Source organism: Streptomyces sp. 8N114 (genome assembly GCF_052245835.1).
Taxonomy (GTDB): Bacteria; Actinomycetota; Actinomycetes; order Streptomycetales; family Streptomycetaceae; genus Streptomyces.
Genome location: NZ_JBQQBT010000001.1, coordinates 795,916 through 822,433, shown reverse-complemented (window position 1 = coordinate 822,433; position 26,518 = coordinate 795,916). Strand labels below are relative to the sequence as shown.

The following is a 26,518-nucleotide window of genomic DNA, read 5'->3' as shown; positions in this document are numbered from 1 at the left end:
CGCTCCCGCAGTCCGCCCGCGTCGGACAGGGGCACCCCCTACCGCAACGAACCCTCAGGCCCCGATCGGATGCCAGACCGTCTTCGTCTCCAGGAAGGCGGTCACCCGCTCAAGGCCGGGCTCGACCGCCCAGTCCGCGGCGCCGGGCGCCTCCGGCCGCAACACCCGCTTGAGATTCTCCGCGGCGGCGCCCTCCAACTCGGCGGCCAACTCCGCATCGGCGCCCGCCAGATCGATCGCGTTCACATCCTGGTGCGCGGCCAGGGGGCGGGCGATCTCCGCGGTGTCGCCGGACAGCACATTGACCACGCCGCCGGGCAGATCGGAGGTCGCCAGCACCTCCGCGAGGGAGAGCGCGGGCAGCGGCGCGGTGCGCGAGGGGACGAGGACTGCCGTGTTGCCGGTGACGATCACCGGCGCCAGCACGGAGACCAGTCCGAGCAGCGACGACTTCTGCGGGGCCAGCACCGCCACCACGCCTGTCGGCTCCGGGGTGGAGAGGTTGAAGAACGGGCCGGCGACCGGGTTGCCGCCGCCCACCACCTGGGCCACCTTGTCGGACCAGCCCGCGTACCAGACCCAGCGGTCGATCGCCGCGTCCGTGTGCGCCTGCGCCTTCGCCTTCGACAGCCCCTCGGCCGCCGCCACCTCGGCGGCGAACTGTTCGCGGCGGCCTTCCAGCATCTCCGCGATCCGGTAGAGGATCTGGCCCCGGTTGTAGGCCGTCGCTCCCGACCAGCCGCCGAACGCCTTACGGGCCGCGACGACCGCGTCCCGCGCGTCCTTACGGGAAGCGAGCGGGGCATTGGCCAGCCACTGGCCCTTTCCGTCGGTCACCTCGTACACCCTGCCGCTCTCGCTGCGGGGGAACTTCCCCCCGACGTACAGCTTGTAGGTCTTCAGCACGGACAGCCGGGCGGCCCGTGCCGGGGATGTACGTGCCTCAGGCGTGCTCAAGGTAAGCCTCCAGACCGTGCCTGCCACCCTCGCGGCCGTAACCGGACTCCTTGTAGCCACCGAACGGCGAGGTCGGATCGAACTTGTTGAACGTGTTGGCCCATACGACGCCGGCCCGCAGCTGGTTGGCCAGCTTCAGAATGCGCGAGCCCTTCTCCGTCCAGATACCGGCGGAGAGGCCGTAGGGGGTGTTGTTGGCCTTCGCCACCGCCTCGTCGGGCGTACGGAAGGTGAGCACCGACAGCACCGGGCCGAAGATCTCCTCCCGGGCGATCCGATGTGCCTGGCTGACGCCCGTGAAGACGGTCGGCGCGAACCAGTAGCCCTCGCCGGGCAGCTCGCACGGCGGCGACCAGCGCTGGGCACCCTCCGCCTCGCCCGCCTCGGCCAGCTCGGTGATCCGGGCCAGCTGCTCCGCGGAGTTGATGGCGCCCACATCGGTGTTCTTGTCCAGCGGATCACCGACCCGCAGGGTGCCCAGCCGCCGCTTGAGCGCGTCCAGCACTTCCTCCTGCACCGACTCCTGCACCAGCAGCCGGGAGCCCGCGCAGCACACCTGCCCCTGGTTGAAGAAGATGCCGCCGACGATGCCCTCCACAGCCTGGTCCAGCGGCGCGTCCTCGAACACGATGTTCGCGCCCTTCCCGCCGAGCTCGAGGGTCAGCCGCTTGTCCGTCCCTGCGACGGTCCGCGCGATCTGTTTCCCCACGGCGGTCGACCCGGTGAAGGCCACCTTGTTCACATCGGGGTGCGCGACCAGCGCCGCGCCCGTCGCACCGTCCCCCGTCACGATGTTGACGACGCCCTTGGGCAGCCCGGCCTGCCGGCAGATGTCCGCGAAGAACAGCGCCGACAGCGGCGTCGTCTCGGCGGGCTTGAGCACCACCGTATTGCCGGTGGCCAGCGCCGGAGCGACCTTCCAGGCGAGCATCAGCAACGGGAAGTTCCACGGGATGACCTGCGCGGCAACCCCCAGCGGACGCGGATCGGGCCCGCACCCGGCGTACGAGAGCTTGTCGGCCCACCCCGCGTAGTAGAAGAAGTGCGCCGCCACCAGCGGCAGATCGGCGTCCCGCGTCTCCCGGATCGGCTTGCCGTTGTCCAGCGTCTCCAGCACCGCCAGCTCGCGGGAACGCTCCTGGACAATACGAGCAATCCGGAACAGATACTTCGCCCGCTCGGAGCCCGGCAGGCCCGCCCACGCCGCGAAAGCACCACGAGCAGCGCGCACCGCCGCGTCGACATCGTCCTGATCCCCGTACGCGACCTCGGACAACACCTCTTCACTGGCGGGCGCCAGCGTCTTGAACACCCTCCCGGAGGCCGCCTCGCGGAACTCCCCGTCGACGAAAAGCCCGTAGGACGGCGCGATGTCGACGACGGAACGGGACTCGGGCGCAGGCGCGTAAGCGAACAACTTCGACGGCTGGTCGTTCATGGCTCAGTCCACCGTTACGTAGTCGGGACCGGAGTAGCGCCCGGTCGAGAGCTTCTGGCGCTGCATCAGCAGATCGTTCAGCAGGCTGGAGGCACCGAACCGGAACCAGTCCGGGCTGAGCCAGTCGTCACCCAGCGTCTCGTTCACCATCACCAGATACGCGACCGCGTCCTTCGCCGTACGGATTCCACCCGCGGGCTTCACCCCCACCTGCCGCCCGGTGGCAGCCCGGAAATCGCGGACGGCCTCCAGCATCAGCAACGTATTGGGCAGCGTGGCATTGACTCCGACCTTCCCGGTCGACGTCTTGATGAAATCGGCCCCGGCGAGCATGGCCAGCCAGGAGGCCCGCCGGATGTTGTCGTAGGTGGCCAGCTCCCCGTTCTCGAAGATCACCTTCAGATGAGCACCCCCGCAGGCGGCCTTCACCTCCTGGATCTCCTCGAACACCTGCATATAGCGACCGGCCAGGAAAGCGCCCCGGTCGATCACCATGTCGATCTCGTCGGCCCCGGCCGCGACCGCCTCCCGGGTGTCCGCCAGCTTGACCGACATCGCGGCCCGCCCGGACGGAAACGCGGTGGCCACGGACGCCACATTGATCTCAGCCGCCCCCAGCTCCGCCAGCGCCTGCTTGGCGACGGCCACCATGTCCGCATACACGCAGATGGCGGCGACACGCGGCGCAGACCTGTCACTCGGATCGGGATTGGCACCCTTGGCACACAGGGACCGCACCTTGCCCGGCGTATCGGCCCCCTCCAGCGTCGTCAGGTCGATCATCGAGATCGCCAGATCGAGCGCGTACGCCTTGGCGGTCGTCTTGATGGAACGGGTCCTCAGCGCACCGGCCCGGGCCTCCAGCCCGACCGCGTCGACACCGGGAAGCCCCTGCAGAAAGCGACGGAGAGCGGCATCGGAAGTCACGACGTCGGAGAGGGAGCCCCTCCCCGCGTCGCGAGGGGCCGCATCGGTAGACATGCTCACCAGGGCACCATATCTACGCGCGTAGTGACTGTCACCCCATCCATCCGACCCATTCCCCCGAGGCCGACACCCTGGGGCGCACGCCGACCCCCGCACCACCTCATAAATGAGACCCCCACCCCCGGCCCACCGGCCACCGGCGTGCCACGAGCGGAGCGAGAGTACGAAACCGCAATCCCAAGGCAGTAGCAGCCAGCTCCCCCGCAACCCATACCGACCGCCCGGTCGGCTCACGAACCCCAACCCCGCGACGGCGGCGCCACGGCGCCCAGCCCCCCACTCACCCGCACCGGCAACCAGCACGCACCGCAACCCACGACCCCTCCCCCCGTAGCCAGCCCCAAGGCGCGTTCGCACGAAACGCAAACCCGGCAACCAACGCCAAATTTACGCATCCCACAGAAGCCGCCACCGCCACCCTCACACGGAGCTCCGAGACATCGATTGCGATGCCTCGGCCGGGAGCGAAAAAGCAAAGAGAACGTCGACGTCAACGAAACCGGCATGGTCATACAAGGCCCCGGCGGCCGTCCGATCGCGTACGTCCTGCACAGATGCCTCCTCCTCGGCGTCGAGGAGAAGAACCACCTGCGAGGCCCCCAAATCGTGCAGTGCCGTCAAAGCGGACCCCAGCAGGCGGCGGCCGTACCCCTGACCTCGGGCATGCTCTTCAACACCGAGCCAGCACAGCGCCCCGCAACCGTCGACCGGCGTACTGATCAGCGCTTCTCCGACGAGACGACCCCCTTCGCACAGGGTCAACTGCCAGTACGGCAGGTCATCCTGGCTGCGCTCGACGGTTACACCGTCGGCGCGCGGCAGTTGCGGCGCGGGCAGACCGCGCCGCAGATAGCGCCAGCGTCTGGCCCCGGCGAAGCCGGCCTGCTCCAATGCGGCGCGGGTGACGCGCCGGTGCCGTACGAGCAGCGACTCAAGGCCGAGCGTCAGTGCGGAGGTGATGTGAAAGGCGTCCACCGCACGGGGCGCGAACGCACGCACAGCATGCTGGACGAGCGCCTGCGCAACCGCAGGGTCCTCGCGGCAATGCGCCCACAGGATCAGGCCGGTGTCGTCCTTCCTGCGGAGCGCGTAGGAGACGACGCCGAGCACGTCCCCCGCCGGGTCAGGGCCGGTGGCCACCATGGTGACCGGCGGGTCGAGCTCGGCCCACCAGTCGTTGTCGGCAACGGAGCGTCCGGCAAGGGCGTCGGCGAGCATCGCACCGGTCGCCGGTGGCTGACCAGGAATCCGGTCCGCATTGATCAGCTCCAGTACCGCAGCCTCATCGGCGGGCTCGTACGGCCGCAACCGGGTCCCGGTCTCTCGCAGTAAGTCTGACGGTGAGTGGGCGGTCATCGGGGCTCCTTCATCACCTGTGGACAGAGCTGAGCGAGTCCATGATCCCCCCACCGCGCGCGCCCCTCCGCCTCACCCCAGCCACGACGCACCCCCAGCCCGCAAGCGACGGGCAGGGCCACCCCTCACTGGGACAACGGCCCGTAAACGAGGTGCGCCACCCCGCCCTCGAACCGTTCGCACGCCATCAGAGACAGCTTCTGCCCGCGCCCTCCGGGAACAACCGCTGTCCCTTGCCGAGGGTGCGCGGATACATGAACAGGTGCAGCTCATCGACGAGACCGTCCGCGAGCAGCGCCCGCACCAGGGTGGCGCTGCCGCTCACGTAGATGCCCCGCGTGTTCGTCTTCAGCTCGCGCACGGCCTCCGGGTCGTACGGGCCGAGGATCGTCGTGTTGTTCCAGTCGGCCTTCTCCAACGTCGAGGAGACGACGTACTTGGCCGTCTCGTTGAAGAAGGGGGCGCCGGGGTCGTCCTCCGCGGTACGGGTCGACCACGCGGGCGCGAACATCTCGTAGGTGTTGCGCCCCAGCAGGATGGCGTCGCTGGAAGCCGCGAGCGCACCGGTGGCCTCCAACATCTCTTCCCCGAACGGATAGTCCGCCGTCCAGGCCCGGGCCTCGATGACGCCGTCGAGGCTTCGATGCCGTACCGCAATGTCCGTCATGCGGACGGTCCGGCACAATCGTTCGCATGACGAGCGAGGAGAAGGATCAAGGCGACGGAGCCGGAAACGGAGCCGGCGGCGAGGCCGGCGACGGAACCGGCGGCGAGGCCGGCGACGGAACCGGCGGCGAGGCCGGAAAGGGATCCGGAAGCGGCGGGCAGGAGTTCCCGGACCGGGTGTACCGCTCGCCTGCCGGAATGGCGGGCGGCATCGTGCTGCTGGCCATCGGCGTGTGGCTCTCGGCCGACGCGATCGTCGGCGGCGAGGGCCGCACACCGTGGCTCGCCCTCGCCGGACTGCTGTTCGTCGTGCCGCTCGTCGTCGCCTTCACCCTGCGCCCCGCCGTGTTCGCGGGGGAGCGGCGGATGCGGGTGCGCAACCCCTTCCGGACGATCGAGGTGCCGTGGGGGACCGTGGAGACGGTCCGCGCCGGGTACTCCAACGAGGTCGTAGCGGACGGCACGAAGTACCAGCTCTGGGCCATCCCCGTCTCGCTGCGGGCCCGCAAGAAGGCGACCCGGCACAACGAGCGCATTGCCTCGGGCCGGCCGCCCGCCGCCGGGCCTGGTGGGCTGTTCGGCGGACGGGGCCTGCCGAACCTCGGCACGGACGAGTCCGAGCTACGGGAGAAGCGGGCCCCCTCCGACCAGTCCATCGACGAACTCCGCGAGCTGGTGGAGACCCACGGCCGGCAGGAGGAGGCCCAGGGCGAGGTCGCCGTCCGCTGGTCCTTCGAGGTCATTGCCCCGGCCGCGGCGGGCGCGGTCCTCCTGGCCGTCCTGCTGCTGGTCTAACTCTCCAGCTGCTGCACCCGCTCGACCAGCAACTCCGCCTCCTCCAGCGACAGCTCCACACCGAAGGTGTCCGACAGCAGCTTGGGCAGCTCGTGCGGCTCCACGGTGCGCTTCTCGTCCGGCTCGGCGCTGCCGGCAGCGGTGGTCGTCCAGGTGAGGCCGTCGAGCTGGTCGGTGCGGTCGGGGCGGATGCGCTGGAGGAAGGGCCGGCGGTTGAAGGGGGAGTGGTCGCTGGAGGCTATGAAGTGGTTGCCGACCTGGTAGTCCACCGGGTACTGCGGGTTCTCGGTGAAGTTGTGCCGCACCATCCAGCCACCCTGGGCGTCCGGCTGGTACAGCGCCCAGCCGTCCGCGCCCGGCGTGATCTCCGTACGGCGCAGCAGGAACGGCCGCCCCTCGATCGTCACCTCGCTGGCGTTCCCGCCGTTCCCGCCGTCTCCGCCATCTCCGCCCTCCACCAGCTCGATCGGGGCGAGCGGGCTGCTGCCGAAGCCGACGTCGCTCAGCCAGCGCCGCCCGTCGATGCTGACCAGCATCATCGCGTGCGTCGCCGGAAGGATCTTCTCCGCGCCCAACTGCACCCGCCCGCTCAGCGCGGTGAAGCGGAAGCCCAGCCGCTCCAGCGCCGCCGCGTACAGCGTGGCGTGCTCGTAGCAGTAACCGCCCCGGCCGCGGCGGACCAGCTTGTCCTGGAGATCGGCGAGGTCGAGCGAGACCGACCGGTACAGAAAGCTGTCCAGATTGTCCCAGCGCACCGAGAGCACATGCGCCCGGTGCAGCGCACGCAGCGTCTCCAGCGTGGGCGCACGCTCCCCCTCGTATCCCAGCCGCGCGAGGTACGCCTCAAGATCGAGCTGTTCACCGTGCCACATGATCGTCGGTCTCTCCCACCCGGAGTTCTGCGAGTACGTTCGGCTGACATCCGGGGAACTCACGCGACGGGGGCGGCTATTCCGCAGCACAGCCGCCCCCGCCCTTCCGGGGCTCAGAGCCCGGTGGCCTGCTTCAGGTCGGCCTTGATCCGGTCCAGAACGCCCGCCGCGCGCTCCCGTGCGGCGGCGAGATCCGAGGGCTCGCCGACCGGGGCGACGACCTCCAGGTAGCACTTGAGTTTCGGCTCCGTACCGCTGGGCCGGACGATGACTCGGCCGCCCTCGATCGCCTCCATACCGGCCAGTCGGTAGCGCAGCCCGTCCGTCGGGGGCAGGGACTCGCTGCCCTGGTTCAGATCGTCGGCCTGCGCAACGGCCAGCCCGCCCAGGGCAGTCGGCGGCTCGGCGCGCAGCCGCCGCATACCGGCGGCGATCAGCGACAGGTCCGCCACCCGCACCGACAGCTGGTCGGTCGCGTGGACGCCGTACTCGACGTCGAGGTCGTCCAGCAGATCCGTCAGCGTGCGCCCGTCCTGCTTCAGTTCGGCGGCCAGCTCGGCGACGAGCAGCGCCGTCGTGATGCCGTCCTTGTCGCGTACGCCCTCCGGGTCGACGCAGTAGCCGAGCGCCTCCTCGTAGCCGTATCGCAGCCCCTCCACCCGGGCCAGCCACTTGAAGCCGGTCAGCGTCTCGGCGTACGGCAGCTGCGCGGCCTCGGCGATCCGGGAGAGCAGCGAGGAGGAGACGATGGTCGTCGTGAACGTGCCCTTGGCGTGCTTGTGGATCAGATGGGTGGCCAGTAGGGCGCCCACCTGGTCGCCGCGCAGCATCCGCCAGCCGCTCTCGGCGGTCGCGTCCGGTACGGCGACGCCGCAGCGGTCCGCGTCCGGGTCGTTGGCGATGATCACGTCCGGGCGCTCGCCGTGCTCGACCTCCCAGGCGCGCGCGGTCGCGAACGCGCGGTCCATCGCGCCGGGCTCCTCCGGATTGGGGAACGCGACGGTGGAGAAGTCGGGGTCCGGCTCGGCCTGTTCCGGCACCGGAACGATCCCCGGGAAACCCGCACGCTCGAAGGCGAGCTGCGCCGTGCGGTGGCCGACGCCGTGCATCGCGGTGTGCACGACCCGCACCTCGCGCGGCGAGCCCTCGGTGAGGACGGCGCCGGTACGCGCGAGGTAGGCGTTCCGTACGTCGTCGCCGAGCACCTGCCAGCCGGAGTCGGGGCGCGGCACGCCGCTCAGCGGACCCACGGATGCGATCTCGTCGGCGATCTCCCCGTCGGCGGGCGGCACGATCTGCAGACCGTCGTCCAGGTAGACCTTGTAGCCGTTGTCCCGCGGCGGATTGTGGCTGGCGGTGACCATGATCCCGGCGGCGGCGCCCAGGTGCCGTACGGCGAACGCCAGCACGGGGGTGGGCAGCGGCTCGGGCAGCGTCGCAGCGCGCAGCCCGGCGCCGGTCACCACGGCAGCGGTGTCCCGCGCGAAGTCGGCGCTCTTGTGCCGCGCGTCGTACCCGATCACGACCAGCGGCTGGGTCCCCTCCTGCGTGCGGGCCCGCAGATAAGCGGCGATCCCGGCCGCCGCGCGGATGACGACGGACCGGTTCATCCGCATCGGACCCGCGCCCAGTTCACCGCGGAGCCCGGCCGTGCCGAACTGGAGGGTGCCGGAGAACCGGTCCCGCAGCTCCTCCAGGTCCCGGGCCTCGACGAGTTTGGCGAGCTCCTCGCGGGTCTCCGGGTCCGGGTCCTCGGCCAGCCAGTCGCGGGCCCGGGCGAGCAGCGCGTCGTCGTCCCGCAGGCCGTCGCTCATCTCTTGGTCCTGCCTTTCACAGTGGGGCTGGAGAGCCGGAAGGGGTGAGTGCCGGCCGCCCTCGAGCTGTGGAAAGGCGGCCTCGAACCGTAAAGGGGTGGCTGTACGGACCGGTCAGATCCGCTTCAGCACCTCGCCGAGCAGCGTCCCCATGCGTACCGCCGAGTCCCGGCCCGCCTGAAGGACCTCCTCATGGTTGAGGGGCTCGCCCGTCATCCCGGCGGCCAGGTTGGTCACCAGCGAGATCCCGAGCACCTCGGCGCCGGCCTCACGGGCGGCGATGGCCTCCAGAACGGTGGACATGCCGACCAGGTCTCCGCCGATGGTGCGGACGAAACCGATCTCCGCGGGGGTCTCGTAGTGCGGCCCGGGGAACTGGACGTAGACGCCCTCTTCCAGCGTCGGGTCGACCTCCTTGCAGAGCGCGCGTAGTCGCGGCGAGTACAGATCGGTCAGGTCGACGAAGTTGGAACCGACGATGGGGGAGGTGGCGGTGAGGTTGATGTGGTCGCTGATGAGTACCGGCTGACCCGGCCGCATACCCGGCCGCAGCCCGCCGCAGCCGTTCGTGAGGACGATGGTCTTGCAGCCCGCCGCCACGGCCGTGCGCACCCCGTGCGCGACGGCCGCGACACCGCGGCCCTCGTACGCGTGCGTACGGCCGAGGAAGACGAGCGCGCGCTTGTCGCCCACCCGGTGCGAGCGGATCTTGCCGGCATGGCCCGCGGCGGTCGGCGGCGGGAACCCCGGCAGCTCGGTGACCGCGAGCTCGTGGTCGGCCACCCCGAGCGTGTCGGCCGCTGGTACCCAGCCCGAGCCCATGACGAGGGCCACGTCGTGACTGTCCTCGCCGGTCAGGGCCCGCAGCTTGGCGGCGGCCTCCTCGGCGGAGCGGTAGGGGTCGTCGGCGATGTGCGTAGTGGCAGAAGCGTTCACGCGACGAGGGTAGCCCGTTATCGCCTACGCGCGTAGACGTGGGACGCAACTCGTCTCCAAGTCCGGACGAACACACGGCCGAAACCGGCGCGGGACGGTATTTTCTGCTAGCAGGGCCGCTTACGGAGCTCCATGACGTAGTCGTGCGGCGCCCCCGCCGACTCCGCGGCGTCCGCCACGTCCCCCAGATAGCGGGCCGAGGGCAGGCCGCCCTCATAACCGTTGAGCACAAAACACCACGCGGGCTCCTCGCCCTCCAGTGTCTGCACCCGCACCCGCATCCGCCGGTATATGTCCAGCCCGACGCCCTCCCAGCGGTCCACGGAGTCCTCGTCCATCGGCGCGATGTCGTACAGCGCCACAAAGGTCTGGCAACGCGGCGCCTCCACGATTGTGGCCAGCGCCCCGTCCCACCCCATGTGCTCCCCTCCGAAGGTGAGCCGCCAGTCCGTGAGCCACCCGGTCCCCCGAAGCGGAGAGTGCGGCGCACGGCGGGCCATCAGACGGGCGTCGAGATTGCCGGCATACGCGGCGTAGAGCGACATCCCCCGAGCGTAACGGGCCCTTGAGAGAGGGGCCCCTCTCACGCGGCGAGAGCACAGCGGCACTGCGGGTAACCCCCACGCGGACGGGGGCGAAGCCCTCCTGGCGGGGGGCCGTTGGGGGGCGGAGCCCCCCGACACGACCACTCGGCGCCGGCCGAAAAGACCAGGGGGCGTGCCCCCACAAACCAAAGCGCCCAGGGCCGAGCCCGCAAAACCAGAAGCCCGAGCCCGGAAAAATCGGCGCCCCCTCCCGCAGGGAGGGAGCCCCACCGCGCGGCCCTCATGACGGGTGCGGGACAATAGGGCATGTGACTCGGATCGTGATCATCGGCGGCGGCCCTGGCGGATACGAAGCAGCCCTGGTGGCAGCGCAACTCGGCGCGGAAGTCTCCGTCGTCGACTGCGACGGCCTCGGCGGCGCCTCGGTCCTCACCGACTGCGTACCGTCCAAGACGCTCATCGCCACCGCCGAGGTGATGACCAACTTCGACTCCTCCTACGAGGAGCTCGGCATCCGGGTCGAGGACACCACCCACGACCCCGACGACCCGGCCCGCGTCGTGGGCGTCGACATCCGCAAGGTCAACCGCCGCGTCAAGCGGCTGGCCCTCGCCCAGTCGCACGACATCACCGCTTCCGTCACCCGCGCGGGAGGCCGCGTCGTCCGCGGCCGTGGCCGCATCGAGTCCGGCCAGGCGACGGACGGCTCCCGCATCGTCACCGTCACGGCGGCGGACGGCAGCCAGGAGCAGCTCACGGCGGACGCCGTACTGATCGCCACCGGCGGCCACCCGCGCGAGATCCCCGACGCCCGCCCGGACGGCGAACGCATCCTGAACTGGACGCAGCTCTACGACCTGCAGGAACAGCCCGAGGAGCTCATCGTCATCGGCTCCGGCGTGACCGGAGCCGAGTTCGCCGGCGCCTACCAGGCGCTGGGCTCGCAGGTCACCCTCGTCTCCTCGCGCGACCGGGTGCTGCCCGGAGAGGACCCGGACGCCGCCGCCGTCCTGGAGGACGTCTTCCGGCGACGCGGCATGAACGTGATGAGCCGCTCCCGCGCCGCCTCCGCCAAGAGGACCGAGGACGACCGGGTGGAGGTCACCCTCCAGGACGGCCGTACGATCACCGGCACGCACTGCCTGGTGGCGGTCGGCGCCATCCCGAACACCGCGGACATGGGTCTGGAGGAGGCCGGGGTCCGGCTCAAGGAGTCGGGCCACATCTGGACCGACAAGGTCTCCCGCACCACGGCCCCCGGCGTCTACGCCGCGGGCGACTGCACCGGCGTTCTCGCGCTCGCCTCCGTCGCAGCCATGCAGGGCCGGATCGCGATGTACCACTTCCTCGGCGACACGGTGAACCCGCTCGACCTCAAGACGGTCTCCGCGAACGTCTTCACCGACCCGGAGATCGCGACCGTCGGCTACACCCAGGCGGACGTCGACAAGGGCGCCATCGAGGCCCGCGTCGTCAAGCTGCCGCTGCTGCGCAACCCGCGGGCCAAGATGCAGGGCATCAGGGACGGTTTCGTGAAGCTGTTCTGCCGTCCCGGCACCGGGATCGTCGTCGGCGGTGTGGTCGTCGCGCCGCGGGCCAGCGAGCTGATCCATCCGATCTCGATCGCCGTTGACAACAATCTGACCGTCGAGCAGATCGCGAACACCTTCACCGTCTACCCGTCTCTCACGGGCTCGATCGCCGAGGTCGCCCGCCAGCTGCACACCCGCAAGCTGGCCGAACTCCACTGAAGCGCCGCCGAGGCGAAGCCGCAGCAGACGAGCCGAAAGACGAGGCGCCGAACCGGACGAGGCGCCAACATGCGAGGCGGGCCCGCCCAAAACGATCCCCTATACCACGTTCAGTGCCGCCGTACGAACAATTTCTGTTAATCGGCGCATAGCGCTGAAAGCAGACGGTCGTTGGCGTTACTGTCAGTTTCGTGTTCGCTGCGGAACGTCGTCAATTGATCCTAGAAATGGTGCGAGCTAACGGAGCGGTCTCGCTCCGCGAGCTGGCCCGCGTCGTCCAGACCTCCGAGGTGACCGTACGCCGTGACGTACGGGCGCTGGAGGCCGAAGGACTCCTCGACCGCCGTCACGGCGGGGCCGTGCTACCGGGGGGCTTCACCCGGGAGTCCGGCTTCCCCCAGAAATCCCATCTGGCCACCGCGGAGAAGACGGCCATCGCCGACCTCGCCGCTGGCCTCGTCTCGGAGGGCGAGGCCGTCGTCGTCGGAGCCGGTACGACGACACAGGAGCTCGCGCGGCGGCTCGCGAGAGTGCCGGGCCTGACCGTCGTCACCAACTCGCTGCTGGTGGCGCAGGCGTTGGCGCACGCCAACCGCGTGGAAGTGGTGATGACCGGCGGCACCCTGCGCGGCTCCAACTACGCGCTGGTCGGCAGCGGCGCCGAGCAGTCCCTCCAGGGGCTGCGGGTCTCCCGCGCCTTCCTGTCCGGAAGCGGACTGACGGCCGAGCGCGGGCTGTCCACCTCCAACATGCTCTCCGCGAGCGTGGACCGGGCGCTGGTGCAGGCGGCCGGCGAGGTGGTGGTCCTCGCCGACCACACCAAGCTGGGGACCGACACCATGTTCCAGACGGTGCCCACCGACGTGATCACCCGACTCGTGACGGACGAACCACCTCCGCACGACGACCGCGCGGACACCGAGTTGCAGGCCCTCGCCGACCGCGGCGTCCAGGTCACCGTCGCCGGAACCGCGCCGGCCCCCCATGACAGGGGGCGCTCCGAGGTCCCCATGCCCACCCCGCGCCGGGCCGCCGCCTCCCAGGGCGGGAACCCGAACCAGGGAGGGGGTGCCCCTCCCACCCATCTGCGGTCGGCCCCCGCGGGCCCGCCCCGGGTGGCGGACCTGGCTCCCAGGCGTCGCTAGCAGGGGATGCAGATCGCCGGGCTCCCGCGAGGCGAAGCCCTCGCGAGAGCCCTGGCGAGTAGCAGCGGATGAGAGGGCTCCACTACCGTGGAGACGTGTCCGGGAACGCGGTCACGCTAGCCCTGACCGGCGACGTCATGCTGGGGCGCGGCGTCGATCAGATCCTGCCGTACCCCGGCGATCCCGTGCTGCGCGAGCCCTTCATGCAGGATGCCGGGGATTACGCCGCACTCGCGGAGGCGGCGAACGGGCCGGTGCCACGCCCGGCCGACTTCGCCTGGCCCTGGGGCGAAGCCCTGCGCACGCTCGACGAACTGGCCCCCGACGCCAGGGTCTGCAACCTGGAGACCAGCGTCACGCGCAACGGCGACTTCGCCCCCTGCAAGGACGTCCACTACCGGATGAGCCCCGCGAATGCGCCTGCCCTCGGCGTCGCCCGGCCCGACGTGACCGTACTGGCCAACAACCACGTGCTCGACTTCGGCGTACGCGGGCTGGTGGAAACGCTCGACACCCTGGCGGAGGCCGGGCTGCGGACGGCCGGTGCGGGCCGGGACGCGACCGAGGCCCGGACACCGGCGGTCGTCCCGCTCGGCCGGCCCGGCGCGGAAAGCGGCGGCCGGCTGCTCGTCGTCTCGCTGGGGTCGCCGTCCAGCGGCATCCCCCGGCACTGGGCCGCGACGGGCAGGCGGCCGGGCGTGCGCCTGGTACGGGAGTCGTCCCTCGCGGACGCGGAGGAAGTCGGCCGCCGGGTGGCCGAGTTGAAACGCCCGGGCGACCTCGCCGTCGCCTCGGTCCACTGGGGCTCGAACTGGGGCTACGACGTACCGCCCGAGCAGGTGCGTTTCGCGCACGCGCTGATCGACGGCGGGCTGGACCTCGTCCACGGTCACTCCTCGCACCACCCGCGCCCCGTCGAGCTCTACCGGGGCAGGCTCGTCCTCTACGGCTGCGGGGACTTCATCGACGACTACGAGGGCATCGGCGGTTACGGCGCATACCGCGACGATCTGCGGCTGCTCTACGCCGTCACGCTCGATGCGGACACCGGACTGGCGTCCGACGTGCGGCTCATCCCCTTTCAGGCCCGCCGGATCCGCCTCGTGCCTGCGTCGCCCGCAGACACCGAGTGGCTACGGGCGACCCTCGATCGGGTCAGCGCTCCCTTCGGAGCACGGGTCGAGTCGGACCCGCCCGGGGCTCTCACGGTACGGGCCCGCACCATTTCCCGCCGCAACGGTGCTCAGCCACGGCAAACGTGAACGGCGGTGCCGAACTCACCGGTTGGGGTGGGTTCGGCACCGCCGAAAGCAGGCGGCGGGAAGAAGCCGAGGCTTCAGTCCTTGATCTCGCAGATGACGGCGCCGGACGTCACCGAGGCGCCGATCTCCGCTTGGAGGTCCTTCACGGTGCCGGCGCGGTGCGCGTTCAGCGGCTGCTCCATCTTCATCGCTTCCAGGACGATGATGAGTTCGCCCTCCTCGACCTGCTGGCCCTCCTCGACGGCGACCTTGACGATGGTGCCCTGCATGGGAGAGGCGAGCGCGTCGCCGGAGACGGCGGTGCCGGACTTCTTGGCGGCCTTCCGCCGCGGCTTGCGGGCGCCGCCCTCGACGGCGGCGCGCGCCAGCGGCATGCCCAGCGAGGACGGGAGGGAGACCTCCAGCCGCTTGCCGCCGACCTCGACGACGACGGTCTCGCGACCCGCGGCATCCTCCTCGTCGGTCTCTCCGACGACGGGAGCCGCGAACGGCTTGATGTCGTTGACGAACTCCGTCTCGATCCACCGGGTGTGGACGTCGAACGACTCGCCCTCGCGGCCGTTGACCTCGGGGGCGAAGGCGGTGTCCCGTACCACCGTGCGGTGGAAGGGGATCGCGGTGGCCATGCCGGTCACCTCGAACTCGTCCAGTGCGCGGGCCGCCCGCTGAAGGGCCTGCTGCCGGGTGGCGCCGGAGACGATGAGCTTGGCGAGCAGCGAGTCCCACGCCGGGCCGATCACCGAGCCGGACTCCACACCCGCGTCGAGCCGGACACCGGGACCGGTCGGCGGGGCGAAGGTGGTGACGGTGCCGGGGGCCGGGAGGAAGTTGCGGCCCGGGTCCTCGCCGTTGATACGAAACTCGAAGGAGTGACCGCGCAGCGGGGGGTCGTCGTAGCCCAGCTCTTCGCCGTCGGCGATCCGGAACATCTCGCGGACGAGGTCGATGCCGGTGACCTCCTCCGTCACCGGGTGCTCCACCTGGAGGCGGGTGTTGACCTCCAGGAAGGAGATGGTGCCGTCCTGGCCGACGAGGAACTCGCAGGTACCGGCGCCCTCGTAACCGGCCTCGCGAAGGATGGCCTTGGACGCGCGGTAGAGTTCCGCGTTCTGCTCGTCCGTCAGATAGGGCGCCGGGGCCTCCTCGACCAGCTTCTGGTGGCGGCGCTGGAGGGAGCAGTCGCGGGTGGAGACGACGACCACGTTGCCGTGCTTGTCGGCCAGGCACTGCGTCTCCACGTGCCGGGGCCGGTCGAGATAGCGCTCGACGAAGCACTCGCCGCGGCCGAAGGCGGCCACGGCCTCGCGCACCGCCGAGTCGTACAGCTCGGGGACCTCCTCCAGCGTGCGGGCGACCTTCAGACCGCGCCCGCCGCCGCCGAAGGCGGCCTTGATGGCGATGGGCAGGCCGTGCTCCTCGGCGAAGGCGACGACCTCCTCCGAGCCGGAGACCGGGTCCTTGGTGCCCGCGACGAGGGGGGCGCCCGCGCGCTGCGCGATGTGCCGGGCCGCGACCTTGTCGCCCAGGTCGCGGATGGCCTGCGGGGGCGGGCCGATCCAGTTGAGGCCCGCGTCGATGACGGCCTGCGCGAAGTCGGCGTTCTCGGAGAGGAATCCGTAGCCGGGGTGTACGGCGTCGGCGCCCGAATCGGCGGCGGCCTTCAGCACCTTGGTGACATCCAGATAGCTCGCCGCCGGGGTGTCACCGCCCAGGGCGAATGCCTCGTCGGCCACGCGGACGTGCAACGCGTCCCGGTCCGGCTCGGCATAGACGGCGACGCTCGCGATCCCCGCATCCCGGCACGCGCGGGCAACGCGGACGGCGATTTCGCCGCGGTTGGCGATGAGCACCTTGCGCACGATGGCTCCCTCCTTGAAACAAGCTGAGTTTAGGTACAGGCGACACCTGACGCCGAGCCGCCAAGGGGGGTGAGCTTGCCCACACGGAGTGTCACCCGTGGGTCGCGCAGAACCGGATCTCCCCTCGTTGTCCCACGGTACGCCGCATTCGGCGCGGGATCGTCCGCCTCAGGCATGTGGGCTAGCTCTCTGTCGGAGTCGTGCGCCTGGAGGGCTCGTCTTTGTGGAGTCCCTACGACTTGGAGAGCGAAATTTTGCTTTGCGTCGATTCCCTTGCCCCGGCTTGTACCCGTGAGTAGCGTTCGCCCTGCCAAGAGCACATACCTGGAGTAACGCAGAGCACGTAACGGCAAACAGCAGAGCGGGCAGCGGGAACGCATCGGCGGGCGGGTGGCCAAGTGGCGGCCCGCTTACCGCAGATGCGCGGCGACGGAAGAGGTGGCTAAGTGGCAGGGCGCAGACGGGCGGTGGCCGCGGTGACCGCGTTGGTGCTGACGGTGGAAGTAGCCGTGCTCGTAGGACTCAATCTCTTCCTGGGCAAGGTCGCCGACGCCCAGCAGATGTCCCTGGCGGGCATCGACCCGCGTGCCATGACGGTTTCGGCGGTGATCGGTGCCGTGCTCGTCGGCGGCTATGTGCTCGGCTGTGCGCTGATCCTGGTCCGAACAGCGATACGTGATGTGCCGCCGCGCGGCTTGCTGCGCATCGTGCTGATCAGCTGCGCCGTGGTGCATGGAGTGCTCGGTGCCTTCTCCGTCGGCCTGGTCGGCTGGCCGGCCTTCCTGGCGATGATGGCCGTCCTCGGCCTGATCGTCTGGTCGTTGACCTGGTACGGCGAGGCGATGGAGCAGCCCGTCGACCGTTCCGCCGGCCGGCCCGTCGACGGATCCGCGATCAGCGCGGAGCCCACAGGTCCGTGACGGTGACGCCCAGCTCGCGCAGCAGCCTGCGCAGCGTGGGAAGTGAGAGACCCAGCACATTGCCGTGGTCGCCCTCGATGCCGTCGACGAACGGACCCGAGCGGCCGTCCAGCGTGAACGCCCCGGCCACGTGCAGGGGTTCACCGCTGGCGACATAAGCCGCGATCTCCTCGTCCGTCGGCTCACCGAAGTGCACCGTCGTGGAGGCAGTCACCGAGCGGCGTCCTTCCTCTCCGGGGACGCGGGTGTCGATGACGCAGTGCCCGGTGTGCAGGACGCCGGAGCGGCCCCGCATGTCCTTCCAGCGCGCCGTCGCGTCCTCGGCGTCCGCGGGCTTGCCCAGTGGACGCCCGTCGAGCTCCAGCACCGAATCGCAGCCGACGACCAGCGCGCCCGCCGTCTCCGCCCGTCCGGCGACCGCTGCCGCCTTCGCCTCGGCCAGGACCCTGGCCAGCTCGGAGGGGGTCGGTGCGCTGAGCGCGTCCTCGTCCACGCCGCTGACGACCACCTCGGGTGCCATCCCCGCCTGCCGCAGCAGCGCGAGACGGGCAGGGGAAGCGGAGGCCAGTACGAGACGCGGAGAGTTCATGCCGCCATCGTAAGGAGTCGGCGCGCGTGCCGCCCATGAGCACTCGTGAGCTGAGCGCTCATGAGTACGCGGCGGACAGGAGCAGCAGCATCACCACCCCGGTGACGACTAACAGCACCCAGCCGAGGCGGTTCATCTGCTCCTGGGTCCTGCTCAGTTCCGGCGGCGGCTCGTCTCGGGGGTCCGACCACAGCATGCGCCCATGGTGGTCGTGCGAAGGTGCCTGCGCCTGAGTACGCGTACTCAGCCGCAGGCCCCCACGCGAGCGCGCCGGATACCGGTCAGCCGGGCCAGAACGTACGGCGCCAGGCGCCAGGGCCCGGCGTGGGCAGGGGGCCCGGAACGGTGCGGGCCGGGTCGGACCAGGCGCTCGGCGCCGGCCGCTGGGGCTCCCCGGCCGCCGCGGCGGAAGCACGGACCCGCACCACCGCCAGCGCCGCCGCCAGCTCCTCGGGCGTGGGGTTGCCCCGTACGACGCGGATGGGCGGCTCGGCGGGCGCGGCCGGGCCCCCGGCGGTTCCATGCACGGTTTCGATGGACTCCGTCGTCATCGCGGCCTCCTCACAGCGGGATGTTGCCGTGCTTCTTCGGCGGGAGCTGTTCCCGCTTGGTGCGCAGCGTGCGCAGGCCGCGGGTGATGTGGCGGCGGGTCTCCGCCGGGCGGATCACCGCGTCCACATAGCCGCGCTCGGCCGCCACATACGGGTTGAGCAGCGCGTCCTCGTACTCCTGGGTGAGCCGGGCACGCAGCTCCTCGGTCTCCTCGGGCGTACCGGCCGCGGCCAGCTTCTTGCGGTGCAGGATGTTGACCGCGCCCTGCGCGCCCATCACGGCGATCTGGGCGGTGGGCCAGGCGAAGTTGAGGTCGGCGCCCAGGTGCTTGGAGCCCATGACGTCGTACGCGCCGCCGAACGCCTTCCGCGTGATGACTGTGATCAGCGGCACCGTCGCCTCCGCGTACGCGAAGATCAGCTTGGCGCCGCGCCGGATGATCCCGTCGTACTCCTGGTCCGTACCGGGCAGAAAGCCCGGCACATCCACAAAAGTGAGCACCGGAATATTGAAGGCGTCGCAGGTACGGACGAAGCGTGCCGCCTTCTCGCTCGCGTCGATGTTGAGACAGCCCGCGAACTGGAGCGGCTGGTTGGCCACCACGCCCACCGACTGACCCTCGACGCGGCCGAAGCCGGTGACGATGTTCGGGGCGAACAGCGCCTGCGTCTCCAGGAATTCGCCGTCGTCCAGCACATGCTCGATGACGGCGTGCATGTCGTACGGCTGGTTCGCCGAGTCCGGGATCAGTACGTCGAGCTCCCGGTCCTCCTCGGAGGTCTCCAGGTCCGCCTCCTCCGGGTAGCCCGGCGGTTCGGAGAGGTTGTTGGACGGCAGGTACGACAGCAGCGCCTTCACATACTCGATGGCGTCCTTCTCGTCGCCCGCCATGTGGTGCGCCACGCCGGAGGTGGCGTTGTGCGTACGGGCGCCGCCCAGCTCCTCGAAGCCGACGTCCTCACCGGTGACCGTCTTGATCACGTCCGGGCCCGTGATGAACATGTGCGACGTCTGGTCCACCATCACGGTGAAGTCCGTGATCGCGGGTGAATACACGGCGCCGCCCGCGCACGGGCCGAGGACCAGCGAAATCTGCGGGATCACGCCGGAGGCATGGGTGTTCCGGCGGAAGATCTCCGCGAACAGGCCGAGTGCCGCCACGCCTTCCTGGATGCGGGCGCCGCCGCCGTCGTTGATGCCGACGACGGGGCAGCCCGTCTTCAGCGCGAAGTCCATGACCTTCACGATCTTCTCGCCGTACACCTCACCGAGGGCGCCGCCGAAGATGGTGAAGTCCTGCGAGAAGACGCAGACGGGGCGGCCGTCGACGGTGCCGTAGCCGGTGACCACGCCGTCCCCGTACGGGCGGTTCTTCTCCAGCCCGAAGTTGGTGGAGCGGTGCCGTGCGAACTCGTCCAGCTCCGTGAACGAACCCTCGTCGAGGAGCAGCTCGATGCGCTCGCGTGCGGTGAGCTTGCCCTTGGCGTGCTGCTTCTCCACTGCGCGTTCGGAGCCCGCGTGAACGGCTTCCGTGGTGCGGCGCTCGAAATCCGCGAGTTTGCCCGCGGTGGTGTGGATGTCGAGGTCGTCGATGTCGGGGCTGGGCGAGGACATCTCGGAGGGCTCCTTACCGTCGCGGGTTGGCTACCGACCCGTAGGCTATCGGCGACCTGCCCATTTGCGGAGTGCGGCGTTGAACACATCCCCGCCCATGCTTGAGGGCCCATCCTTGGGCCCCCTCCCTCTGTTGGGGTGCGGAGCCCCTCGACGCGACCTGTCGACAGCAGCCGAAAACGCGAAGAGGCGTGCCCCCACAAGAGGCGAACCCACCCATAGCCTGGCGGCATGACGCCCAATCGTTGGTCTGACCTCGACCGCCCCCCTCTCAATCAGGCGGCACTCCGCAAAGCTTTGCTCGGCGAGGGTTCGATCTGGACCGATCTGGAGGTGGTCGAGTCGATCGGCTCGACCAACACGGAGCTCGCCGACCGCGCCCGCAAGGGCGCAGCCGCACCGGGCAGCATCCTCGTCGCGGAGGAGCAGACGGCCGGCAAGGGCCGTCTCGACCGCTCGTGGACGGCTCCACCCCGTTCGGGACTGTTCTTCTCGATGCTGCTGCGGCCGGACCCTCCGGCCACGCGCTGGGGCTGGCTCCCACTCCTCGGCGGCGTGGCCGCCGCAGGCGCCCTCGCCCGTTCTGCAGGCGTCGACACCGGCCTCAAGTGGCCCAACGACGTACTGACCACCGGCAAGGGCGGCGAACGCAAGATCGGCGGAATCCTCGCGGAACGCGTCGGGGAGGACTCCGTCGTCCTCGGCATCGGCCTCAACGTCACCCTCCGCGAGGACGAGCTGCCGGTGCCCACCGCCGGCTCGCTCGCCCTCGCTGGTGCCCAGGGCACCGACCGGGACCCGCTGCTGCGCGCGGTACTGCGGGCGGTGGAGGACTGGTACGGCCGCTGGACGGCGGCCGACGGCGACGCCGCGGCCGGCGCTCTGCTGGACGCGTACGCGGCGGGCTGCGTCACGCTCGGCAGGACCGTACGGGCGATGCTGCCCGGCGGGAACGAGCTGGTGGGGGAGGCGGTCGCGGTGGACGGCGACGGCCGGTTGATCATCGCCTCGGAACAGGGCGTACAGCATCCGGTTGCTGCCGGTGACATCGTCCATCTGCGCCCCGCAGCTGAAGAGTGAGGTAGCGCACAACTGCCGTATGGTGGGCAATCGGCAGTGACATCGGGTGCCACACGGCAGCGGTGTCCCGGCCCGGAGCAGGTTGAGCAAGAGGAACGGAAGGGCTGTGCGCAGGGACGACGCGAGGCCGCGACACCACGCCGCGGAGGGTGCGGGGAGCCCGCGGTGACCGTGGACGAACCGGGCATGCCCGAACGTAATGCGGCTTCCTCCCCCAGCCTCGGGCCGGGAGGTGCGCCCGGGTCCTCGGCGGCCCCGGGCGCCTCGGACACGGCCGAGGGCGCCGACCGCGGAACGCCCGGTTCCGCCGGTTCCGCAGCCCAGGAGCACCCCGGGCCGAGCCCTGCCGGTAGCGATGCGGGGAGCGACGGCGGGAGCGACACCGGGAGCGTTACCCCCAGTGAGGCGGTGGCGCCGGGTGACGGCTCCGGCGCCATCGGCTCCGCGGACGGCGCTCTGCGGGGTCCGTTCGCCGTCGGGGACGACGAGGAGGGGGAGGACCCGGAGGACGAGCCCGATCCCAGCGCGCTGCGGATCGAGGAGCTCATCCTCGGCTCCCAACGGCAGTACACGCCGTTCCAGGCCGCCCGCGCGGCCGGGGTCTCCATGGAGCTGGCGTCCCGGTTCTGGCGGGCGATGGGCTTCGCCGACGTGGGGCAGGCCCGTGCGCTGACCGAGGCCGACGTGCTGGCGCTGCGGCGGCTGTCGGGTCTGGTGGAGGCGGGGCTGCTGAGCGAGACGATGGCGGTGCAGGTGGCCCGGTCGACGGGGCAGACCACGGCGCGGCTCGCGGACTGGCAGATCGACTCCTTCCTGATGGGACTGACCGAGCCGCCCGAGCCGGGCATGACCCGTAACGAAGTCACCTTCCCGTTGGTGCAGTTGCTGCTGCCCGAGCTGGAGGAGTTCCTGGTCTACGTGTGGCGCCGGCAGCTGGCCGCGGCCACGGGCCGGGTCGTACAGGCGCAGGACGACGAGGAGATGGTCAACCGGCGGCAGGCGATCGGCTTCGCCGACCTGGTGGGCTTCACCCGGCTGACGCGGCGGCTGGAGGACGAGGAACTGGGCGAGCTGGTGGAGGCGTTCGAGACCACCTCCGCCGATCTGGTCGCCGCGCACGGCGGGCGGCTGATCAAGGCGCTCGGGGACGAGATCCTCTACGTCGCCGAGGACGCGAGCACCGCGGCGGAGATCGGGCTGCGGCTGATCGAGACGATGGCGAACGACGAGACGATGCCCGAGCTGCGGGTCGGCATCGCGTTCGGCACGATGACGACCCGGATGGGCGACGTCTTCGGCAACACGGTCAACCTCGCCAGCCGGCTGACGTCGATAGCGCCCAAGGACACTGTGCTGGTCGACGGCGCCTTCCGTGCCGAGCTGACCGCCTCGGGTGCCGCGCCGGAGTCCGAGAAGGAGAGCGAGGACCTGTCCGGGTACCGGTTCGCGCTCCAGCCCCTCTACCAGCGGCCCGTGCGTGGGCTGGGCGTGGTGGAACCCTGGCTGCTGCGGCGCCGTACCCAACAAAGTTAGCGAGCGTTATCGTACGGGCCATGGACGCCAATGATCTCAGCGAGCAGACGTTCGGGGAGTGGGTGCGGGTCCGCAGGGACGGGCACGTCGCGGAGCTGGTGATGGACCGGCGGGGTGCCATGAACGCGGTGTCGACGGCGTTCGCGGGCGCGCTCGCCGACGCGTGTGCCGCGCTCGCGCGGGACGGCGACGTACGGGCCACTGTGCTGACTTCCACGCACGAGCGTGCGTTCTGCGTCGGCGCCGACCTGAAGGAGCGCAACTCCCTCAGCGATGCGGAGCTGGCCGCGCAGCGCCCGCACTCCCGGGCGGCCTACAACGGGGTGCTGGAGCTGCCGATGCCCACCATCGCCGCCGTGCACGGCTATGCGCTGGGCGGCGGGTACGAACTGGCGCTCTCCTGCGATCTGATCGTCGCCGACCCCACGGCCGTGGTGGGGCTGCCCGAGGTGTCGGTCGGCGTGGTGCCCGGCGGGGGCGGCACCCAGTTGCTGCCGCGCCGGGTGGGTGCGGCCCGCGCCGCCGAGCTGATCTTCTCGGCGCGCCGGGTGGCGGCCGGCGAGGCGCACGCGCTCGGCATGGTCGACCTGCTCGCCGCGGAGGGCGAGGACCGCAGCGAGGCGCTGGCGCTGGCGGAGCGGATCGCCGCCAACTCACCGGTCGGGCTGCGGGCCGCCAAGCGGGCGCTGCGCACCGGATGGGGCATGGACCTGCGCGCAGGACTGGAGGTGGAGGAGGCCGCCTGGCGCACCGTCGCCTTCTCGGGCGACCGCGCAGAGGGCGTAGCCGCCTTCAACGAGAAGCGGAAGCCGGACTGGCCGGGAAAGTGACCGACCGGCCGGGGAAGGGACTACGGCGACCTCGCCCCAGGACAGTTGCGATTCCCCGGCAAGACTGCGGCTTTCTTCGTAGAGTGAGGCTCTCCGCAGGGGTCTGCGCGGCAGAACGGGGCGAAGCCTCCTAATCTTGGCGGTATGGGCGGAACAGGAGCGGGCGGCGAGGACGCGGACGCGCGCCTCAGCGCTGTCGTAGGGCTGTCCCAGGCCATGGCGGCAGCACAGACGTCTGCGCCCGCGACGGCCCGCCCGCACCCCTACGACGAGGACGAGCCGGAGGCAGCCGCCGCGCTCTCCCACCGGGACATAGCCCACGCGGCCGCATGGGGCGCCTGCGAGGCGATGGGCGGCGCCTTCGCGTCGATATCCGTCTGGGAGCGGGCACGCGGCCGGCTGCGAGTGCTGGTCAACGTGGGGGAGCGGGCGCCGGAGGAGGCCGAGTTCCCCACCGACGAGTCGTATCCCGTACGCGACTTCCCGCAGGTCGCCGAGTTGCTGCACGAGTGGTGGGCGGGCGGCGGCAGGCCGCAGGCGTGGGTGGAGGGCGACGGGCCCGAGGAGACCGCGGAGGCCGAGGGCGAGGCCGCACACAGCTATCGGCGGGTGGCAGCGCTGCGCCGCAGGGGCCGTGGCTCCTGCGTGATCGCGCCGATAGTGCTGCACGGCAGGGCCTGGGGCGAGCTGTACGTGGCCCGGCCCGCCGCGACGCCCCCCTTCACCCGGGACGACGCCGACTTCGCCGCGGTGCTCGCAGCCCTCATAGCCTCCGGCATCGCGCAGAACGAGCGGCTGGAAGAGGTCCGCCGACTCGCCTACACCGATCCCCTCACCGGCCTGGCCAACCGCCGCGCCATCGAGAACCGGCTGGACGAGGCCGTCGAACTCCACCGCGATCTGGGCACCGTCGTCAGCCTCGTCGTCTGCGACATCAACGGGCTCAAGGGCGTCAACGACGCACAGGGGCACGAGGCCGGCGACCGGCTGCTGGAGCGGTTCGCCGCCGTCCTGTCCGCCGGTGCGGCGACGCTGCCCGGCGCACTGGCCGGACGGCTCGGCGGGGACGAGTTCTGTCTGCTGGCCGTCGGGCCCACCGCCGACGAGGTCGTACGTGCCGCGGACGAGCTGTGCCGGGGCGCGGCCGAACTGGAGCTGGGGGAGGGCGTGGCCTGCGGGGTCGCCTCCACCGGCGATCCGGTCGGCGAAGTGCGTACCGCACACCGGATCTTCCGGCTCGCGGACGCGGCCCAGTACCGCGCCAAGGCGCTGCGTTCCGGCAAGCCGGTGGTGGCGGGCCGGGAGGGCGGGCCCCAGGACCCCACGGTGCGGCTGGCCGCCACCCCCGACCCACTGCCCCCCACCCCGGAACGCCGCCGCTTCCGCCGCAGCTGATCGCGCCCCGTCAGGGGCGCGGGGAACTGCGCGACCAGCCTGGGGGTACCTCCCTGCTCGAAGAGCTTGGGGGAGCACCCGCAGCCTGCGAAGTCCGGGCAGGGGTAGCCCCTCATCAGAGCAGCGTGGCAGCCAGCGCACGCGCAAACGCGGCGGGGTACTCGACACTGCCGATGTGGCCACCCGGGAAGGCACGGCACTCCGCGCCCACGTTCTCCGCCAGCGCCGTGGCGAGGGTGTGCGGGAGCTGCCCGCGCGAGGTGCGGCCGACGCCGACGACGAGCCGGTCCGAGGCGGCCTTCAGCCGGGCGAGGTCCGGGCTGTGGTGGGTGAAGGGCTTCAGCATGTGCTGGAGGAACTGGGCACTGCTCGCCTCCACGGTCGCCCGCAACCGCGCGGACATCGGCTCCGGCTCACCCGCCTCGTCCTCGACCGGCTCCGCCTCGCCCATGGCAGCGCCCATCCGCTGGTAGGCGGGGCCGACCCCCTCGCGTACGGCGATGTCGCCGATCTCCGCGAAGGCGGTCAGCGCGGCTTCGGGTTCCGCCGGCATCCGGGCGAGCGGCGGCTCGTGTGCGACGGCGAGGCGGACCCGCTCCGGGTGCCGGGCCAGCAGTTCGACGGCGACGATGCCGCCGGAGCTGGTGCCGCAGACATAGCCGGGCTCGGTGGGCGAGAACAGGTCGAGCAGGCGGTGCGCATCGGCCGCGTGCACCTCGGCCTGCTGGTCCTTGCCGGGTACGTCCAGCGTGCTGGCGCCGATACCGCGCGGGTCGTAGCTCGCCACGGTGAAGCGGTCGGCGAGCGCTTCCGCAACGCCCTGGAAGACTGCCAGGCCACCGGCGCCGCCCGGTATGAGCAGCAGCAGCGGCCCTGAGCCGCGTACCTCGTAGTGGAGGGTGGCGCCCGGGACGGGCAGGGTGCCGATGCGGGGCTCGGTGGTGTTGGTGGGTCGGTCGTTCATAGGTCTCCTTCATGCGTCTGCTGAGGTGTCGTCGTCCGGTTCTCCGGAAGGCGGCCAGTTCTCCAACAGGAAGTGCAGCGCCTCCAGGGAGCGGTGCCAGGAGTCGTCGAGCCGCCGGGGGTGACTGAAGCCGGTGCGGGTCTCCAGATCGGCGTAGCCGTGGAAGGTGCTGCGCAGCAGCCGCCCGGCGTCGGTCAGATCGGGCTCCCGGAGGCCGTAGGCGCGGAGCATCCCGTATGTCAGATCGATGCTGCGGCGGTGGCCGACCGACTCGGCGGCCACCGCCGGGTCGATCTGCAGCTGGCCTGCGGCGTAGCGCCCGGGGTGGTCGAGGGCGTAGCCGCGGTAGGCGTCGGCGAACGCGATCAGCGCGTCCTTGCCCGCGCGCCCGGCGACGGCGGCGCCGATCCGGTCGGTCATCTCGCGCGCTGCCAGCACGCACAGCCGGGTACGCAGGTCGGAGAGGCTGCGGACGTGGGAGTAGAGGCTGGCGTCCTTGACGCCGAACCTCCGGGCCAGCGCGGACAGCGTGACGTTGTCCAGGCCCACCTCGTCCGCCAGTTCGGCCGCCGCCTGGACGACCCGTTCCGCCGTAAGACCCGCGCGCACCATGCGCCGCCACCCGCCTCTCCCGCTCGTGGCCGTATGGTGCAGATCG

Annotated in this window: 25 protein-coding genes; 9 read left to right on the top strand and 16 right to left on the bottom strand. The window is 71.0% G+C overall.

Features of this window, described 5'->3' with window-relative positions; genetic code table 11:
• Nucleotides 1-54 precede the first annotated feature (54 nt).
• The 5 genes from ACTWQF_RS03715 to ACTWQF_RS03695 all read right to left on the bottom strand — a co-directional run bounded on the left by ACTWQF_RS03715 (nucleotide 55) and on the right by ACTWQF_RS03695 (nucleotide 5,405).
• Nucleotides 55-957: an aldehyde dehydrogenase family protein gene (locus ACTWQF_RS03715; protein WP_443276984.1), complete on the bottom strand. Its 903-nt coding sequence runs from the start codon at nucleotides 955-957 to the stop codon at nucleotides 55-57.
• Entirely contained in the window at nucleotides 944-2,395 is a 1,452-nt protein-coding gene (locus ACTWQF_RS03710; RefSeq protein WP_443276982.1) for an aldehyde dehydrogenase family protein, read from the bottom strand. Before ACTWQF_RS03710 ends, ACTWQF_RS03715 begins: the two co-directional genes overlap by 14 nt.
• A 3-nt stretch (nucleotides 2,396-2,398) precedes the next feature.
• Nucleotides 2,399-3,376 (bottom strand): deoxyribose-phosphate aldolase, encoded by a 978-nt coding sequence (gene deoC / locus ACTWQF_RS03705; RefSeq protein WP_443276981.1) that lies wholly within the window; start codon nucleotides 3,374-3,376, stop codon nucleotides 2,399-2,401.
• A gap of 426 nt (nucleotides 3,377-3,802) precedes the next feature.
• On the bottom strand, nucleotides 3,803-4,738 hold the full coding sequence (locus tag ACTWQF_RS03700) for a GNAT family N-acetyltransferase (RefSeq protein ID WP_443276980.1): 936 nt from the start codon (nucleotides 4,736-4,738) through the stop codon (nucleotides 3,803-3,805).
• 187 nt (nucleotides 4,739-4,925) lie between these two features.
• Entirely contained in the window at nucleotides 4,926-5,405 is a 480-nt protein-coding gene (locus ACTWQF_RS03695) for a dihydrofolate reductase family protein (protein WP_443276978.1), read from the bottom strand.
• Between the two features lie 26 nt (nucleotides 5,406-5,431).
• On the opposite strand from ACTWQF_RS03695, the gene ACTWQF_RS03690 reads away from it, so the two are divergent.
• Nucleotides 5,432-6,199: a PH domain-containing protein gene (locus tag ACTWQF_RS03690; RefSeq protein ID WP_443276977.1), complete on the top strand. Its 768-nt coding sequence runs from the start codon at nucleotides 5,432-5,434 to the stop codon at nucleotides 6,197-6,199.
• Here ACTWQF_RS03690 and ACTWQF_RS03685 read toward each other — a convergent pair.
• From ACTWQF_RS03685 to ACTWQF_RS03670, 4 genes are all read right to left on the bottom strand, one after another.
• Nucleotides 6,196-7,071: an arylamine N-acetyltransferase family protein gene (locus ACTWQF_RS03685; protein ID WP_443276976.1), complete on the bottom strand. Its 876-nt coding sequence runs from the start codon at nucleotides 7,069-7,071 to the stop codon at nucleotides 6,196-6,198. The genes ACTWQF_RS03690 and ACTWQF_RS03685 overlap by 4 nt on opposite strands.
• 113 nt (nucleotides 7,072-7,184) lie before the next feature.
• Nucleotides 7,185-8,885, bottom strand: a complete 1,701-nt coding sequence (locus ACTWQF_RS03680; RefSeq protein WP_443276975.1) for a phospho-sugar mutase — start codon at nucleotides 8,883-8,885, stop codon at nucleotides 7,185-7,187.
• Between the two features lie 114 nt (nucleotides 8,886-8,999).
• A complete protein-coding gene (locus ACTWQF_RS03675; RefSeq protein ID WP_443276974.1) occupies nucleotides 9,000-9,821 on the bottom strand; it encodes a purine-nucleoside phosphorylase in 822 nt (273 codons plus the stop codon).
• A 107-nt stretch (nucleotides 9,822-9,928) separates the two neighbouring features.
• Complete coding sequence (locus tag ACTWQF_RS03670; RefSeq protein ID WP_443276973.1) at nucleotides 9,929-10,366, bottom strand: gamma-glutamylcyclotransferase; 438 nt, start codon at nucleotides 10,364-10,366, stop codon at nucleotides 9,929-9,931.
• 308 nt (nucleotides 10,367-10,674) lie between these two features.
• On the opposite strand from ACTWQF_RS03670, the gene ACTWQF_RS03665 reads away from it, so the two are divergent.
• From ACTWQF_RS03665 to ACTWQF_RS03655, 3 genes are all read left to right on the top strand, one after another.
• Complete coding sequence (locus tag ACTWQF_RS03665) at nucleotides 10,675-12,117, top strand: NAD(P)H-quinone dehydrogenase (protein ID WP_443276972.1); 1,443 nt, start codon at nucleotides 10,675-10,677, stop codon at nucleotides 12,115-12,117.
• A gap of 227 nt (nucleotides 12,118-12,344) precedes the next feature.
• On the top strand, nucleotides 12,345-13,262 hold the full coding sequence (locus tag ACTWQF_RS03660) for a DeoR/GlpR family DNA-binding transcription regulator (RefSeq protein WP_443276971.1): 918 nt from the start codon (nucleotides 12,345-12,347) through the stop codon (nucleotides 13,260-13,262).
• Between the two features lie 95 nt (nucleotides 13,263-13,357).
• Complete coding sequence (locus ACTWQF_RS03655; RefSeq protein ID WP_443276970.1) at nucleotides 13,358-14,524, top strand: CapA family protein; 1,167 nt, start codon at nucleotides 13,358-13,360, stop codon at nucleotides 14,522-14,524.
• Nucleotides 14,525-14,598: 74 nt separating this feature from the next.
• Here the strand turns inward: ACTWQF_RS03655 and ACTWQF_RS03650 are convergent, their stop codons facing one another.
• Nucleotides 14,599-16,383 (bottom strand): ATP-binding protein, encoded by a 1,785-nt coding sequence (locus ACTWQF_RS03650; protein ID WP_443276969.1) that lies wholly within the window; start codon nucleotides 16,381-16,383, stop codon nucleotides 14,599-14,601.
• A gap of 446 nt (nucleotides 16,384-16,829) precedes the next feature.
• Between ACTWQF_RS03650 and ACTWQF_RS03645 the strand changes: the two genes are divergently transcribed.
• Nucleotides 16,830-17,303 carry a hypothetical protein gene (locus tag ACTWQF_RS03645; protein WP_443276968.1) on the top strand — a complete coding sequence of 158 codons (474 nt, stop codon included), beginning with the start codon at nucleotides 16,830-16,832 and terminating at the stop codon, nucleotides 17,301-17,303.
• Here ACTWQF_RS03645 and ACTWQF_RS03640 read toward each other — a convergent pair.
• The 4 genes from ACTWQF_RS03640 to ACTWQF_RS03625 form a co-directional block, all read right to left on the bottom strand.
• Nucleotides 17,278-17,892, bottom strand: a complete 615-nt coding sequence (locus ACTWQF_RS03640; RefSeq protein ID WP_443276967.1) for a Maf family protein — start codon at nucleotides 17,890-17,892, stop codon at nucleotides 17,278-17,280. The genes ACTWQF_RS03645 and ACTWQF_RS03640 overlap by 26 nt on opposite strands.
• A gap of 58 nt (nucleotides 17,893-17,950) precedes the next feature.
• Nucleotides 17,951-18,088 carry a morphogenic membrane protein MmpB gene (gene mmpB / locus ACTWQF_RS03635; RefSeq protein ID WP_443276966.1) on the bottom strand — a complete coding sequence of 46 codons (138 nt, stop codon included), beginning with the start codon at nucleotides 18,086-18,088 and terminating at the stop codon, nucleotides 17,951-17,953.
• Between the two features lie 85 nt (nucleotides 18,089-18,173).
• Nucleotides 18,174-18,443, bottom strand: coding sequence for an acyl-CoA carboxylase subunit epsilon (locus ACTWQF_RS03630; RefSeq protein WP_443276965.1), 270 nt, complete (start codon nucleotides 18,441-18,443; stop codon nucleotides 18,174-18,176).
• A gap of 10 nt (nucleotides 18,444-18,453) precedes the next feature.
• Nucleotides 18,454-20,058, bottom strand: coding sequence for an acyl-CoA carboxylase subunit beta (locus ACTWQF_RS03625; RefSeq protein WP_443276964.1), 1,605 nt, complete (start codon nucleotides 20,056-20,058; stop codon nucleotides 18,454-18,456).
• A 231-nt stretch (nucleotides 20,059-20,289) separates the two neighbouring features.
• Between ACTWQF_RS03625 and ACTWQF_RS03620 the strand changes: the two genes are divergently transcribed.
• From ACTWQF_RS03620 to ACTWQF_RS03605, 4 genes are all read left to right on the top strand, one after another.
• On the top strand, nucleotides 20,290-21,138 hold the full coding sequence (locus ACTWQF_RS03620) for a biotin--[acetyl-CoA-carboxylase] ligase (RefSeq protein WP_443276963.1): 849 nt from the start codon (nucleotides 20,290-20,292) through the stop codon (nucleotides 21,136-21,138).
• Nucleotides 21,139-21,303: 165 nt separating this feature from the next.
• Nucleotides 21,304-22,671 carry an adenylate/guanylate cyclase domain-containing protein gene (locus ACTWQF_RS03615; RefSeq protein ID WP_443276962.1) on the top strand — a complete coding sequence of 456 codons (1,368 nt, stop codon included), beginning with the start codon at nucleotides 21,304-21,306 and terminating at the stop codon, nucleotides 22,669-22,671.
• A gap of 20 nt (nucleotides 22,672-22,691) precedes the next feature.
• On the top strand, nucleotides 22,692-23,501 hold the full coding sequence (locus ACTWQF_RS03610; protein ID WP_443276961.1) for an enoyl-CoA hydratase/isomerase family protein: 810 nt from the start codon (nucleotides 22,692-22,694) through the stop codon (nucleotides 23,499-23,501).
• Between the two features lie 144 nt (nucleotides 23,502-23,645).
• The gene (locus tag ACTWQF_RS03605; RefSeq protein ID WP_443276960.1) at nucleotides 23,646-24,896 is read left to right on the top strand and encodes a GGDEF domain-containing protein; all 1,251 of its coding nucleotides are present in this window, start codon (nucleotides 23,646-23,648) and stop codon (nucleotides 24,894-24,896) included.
• 115 nt (nucleotides 24,897-25,011) lie between these two features.
• On the opposite strand, the gene ACTWQF_RS03600 is transcribed toward ACTWQF_RS03605, so the two are convergent.
• Both ACTWQF_RS03600 and ACTWQF_RS03595 read right to left on the bottom strand, forming a co-directional pair.
• On the bottom strand, nucleotides 25,012-25,860 hold the full coding sequence (locus ACTWQF_RS03600; RefSeq protein WP_443276959.1) for an alpha/beta fold hydrolase: 849 nt from the start codon (nucleotides 25,858-25,860) through the stop codon (nucleotides 25,012-25,014).
• Between the two features lie 9 nt (nucleotides 25,861-25,869).
• Nucleotides 25,870-26,472, bottom strand: a complete 603-nt coding sequence (locus ACTWQF_RS03595; protein WP_443276958.1) for a TetR/AcrR family transcriptional regulator — start codon at nucleotides 26,470-26,472, stop codon at nucleotides 25,870-25,872.
• Nucleotides 26,473-26,518 lie beyond the last annotated feature (46 nt).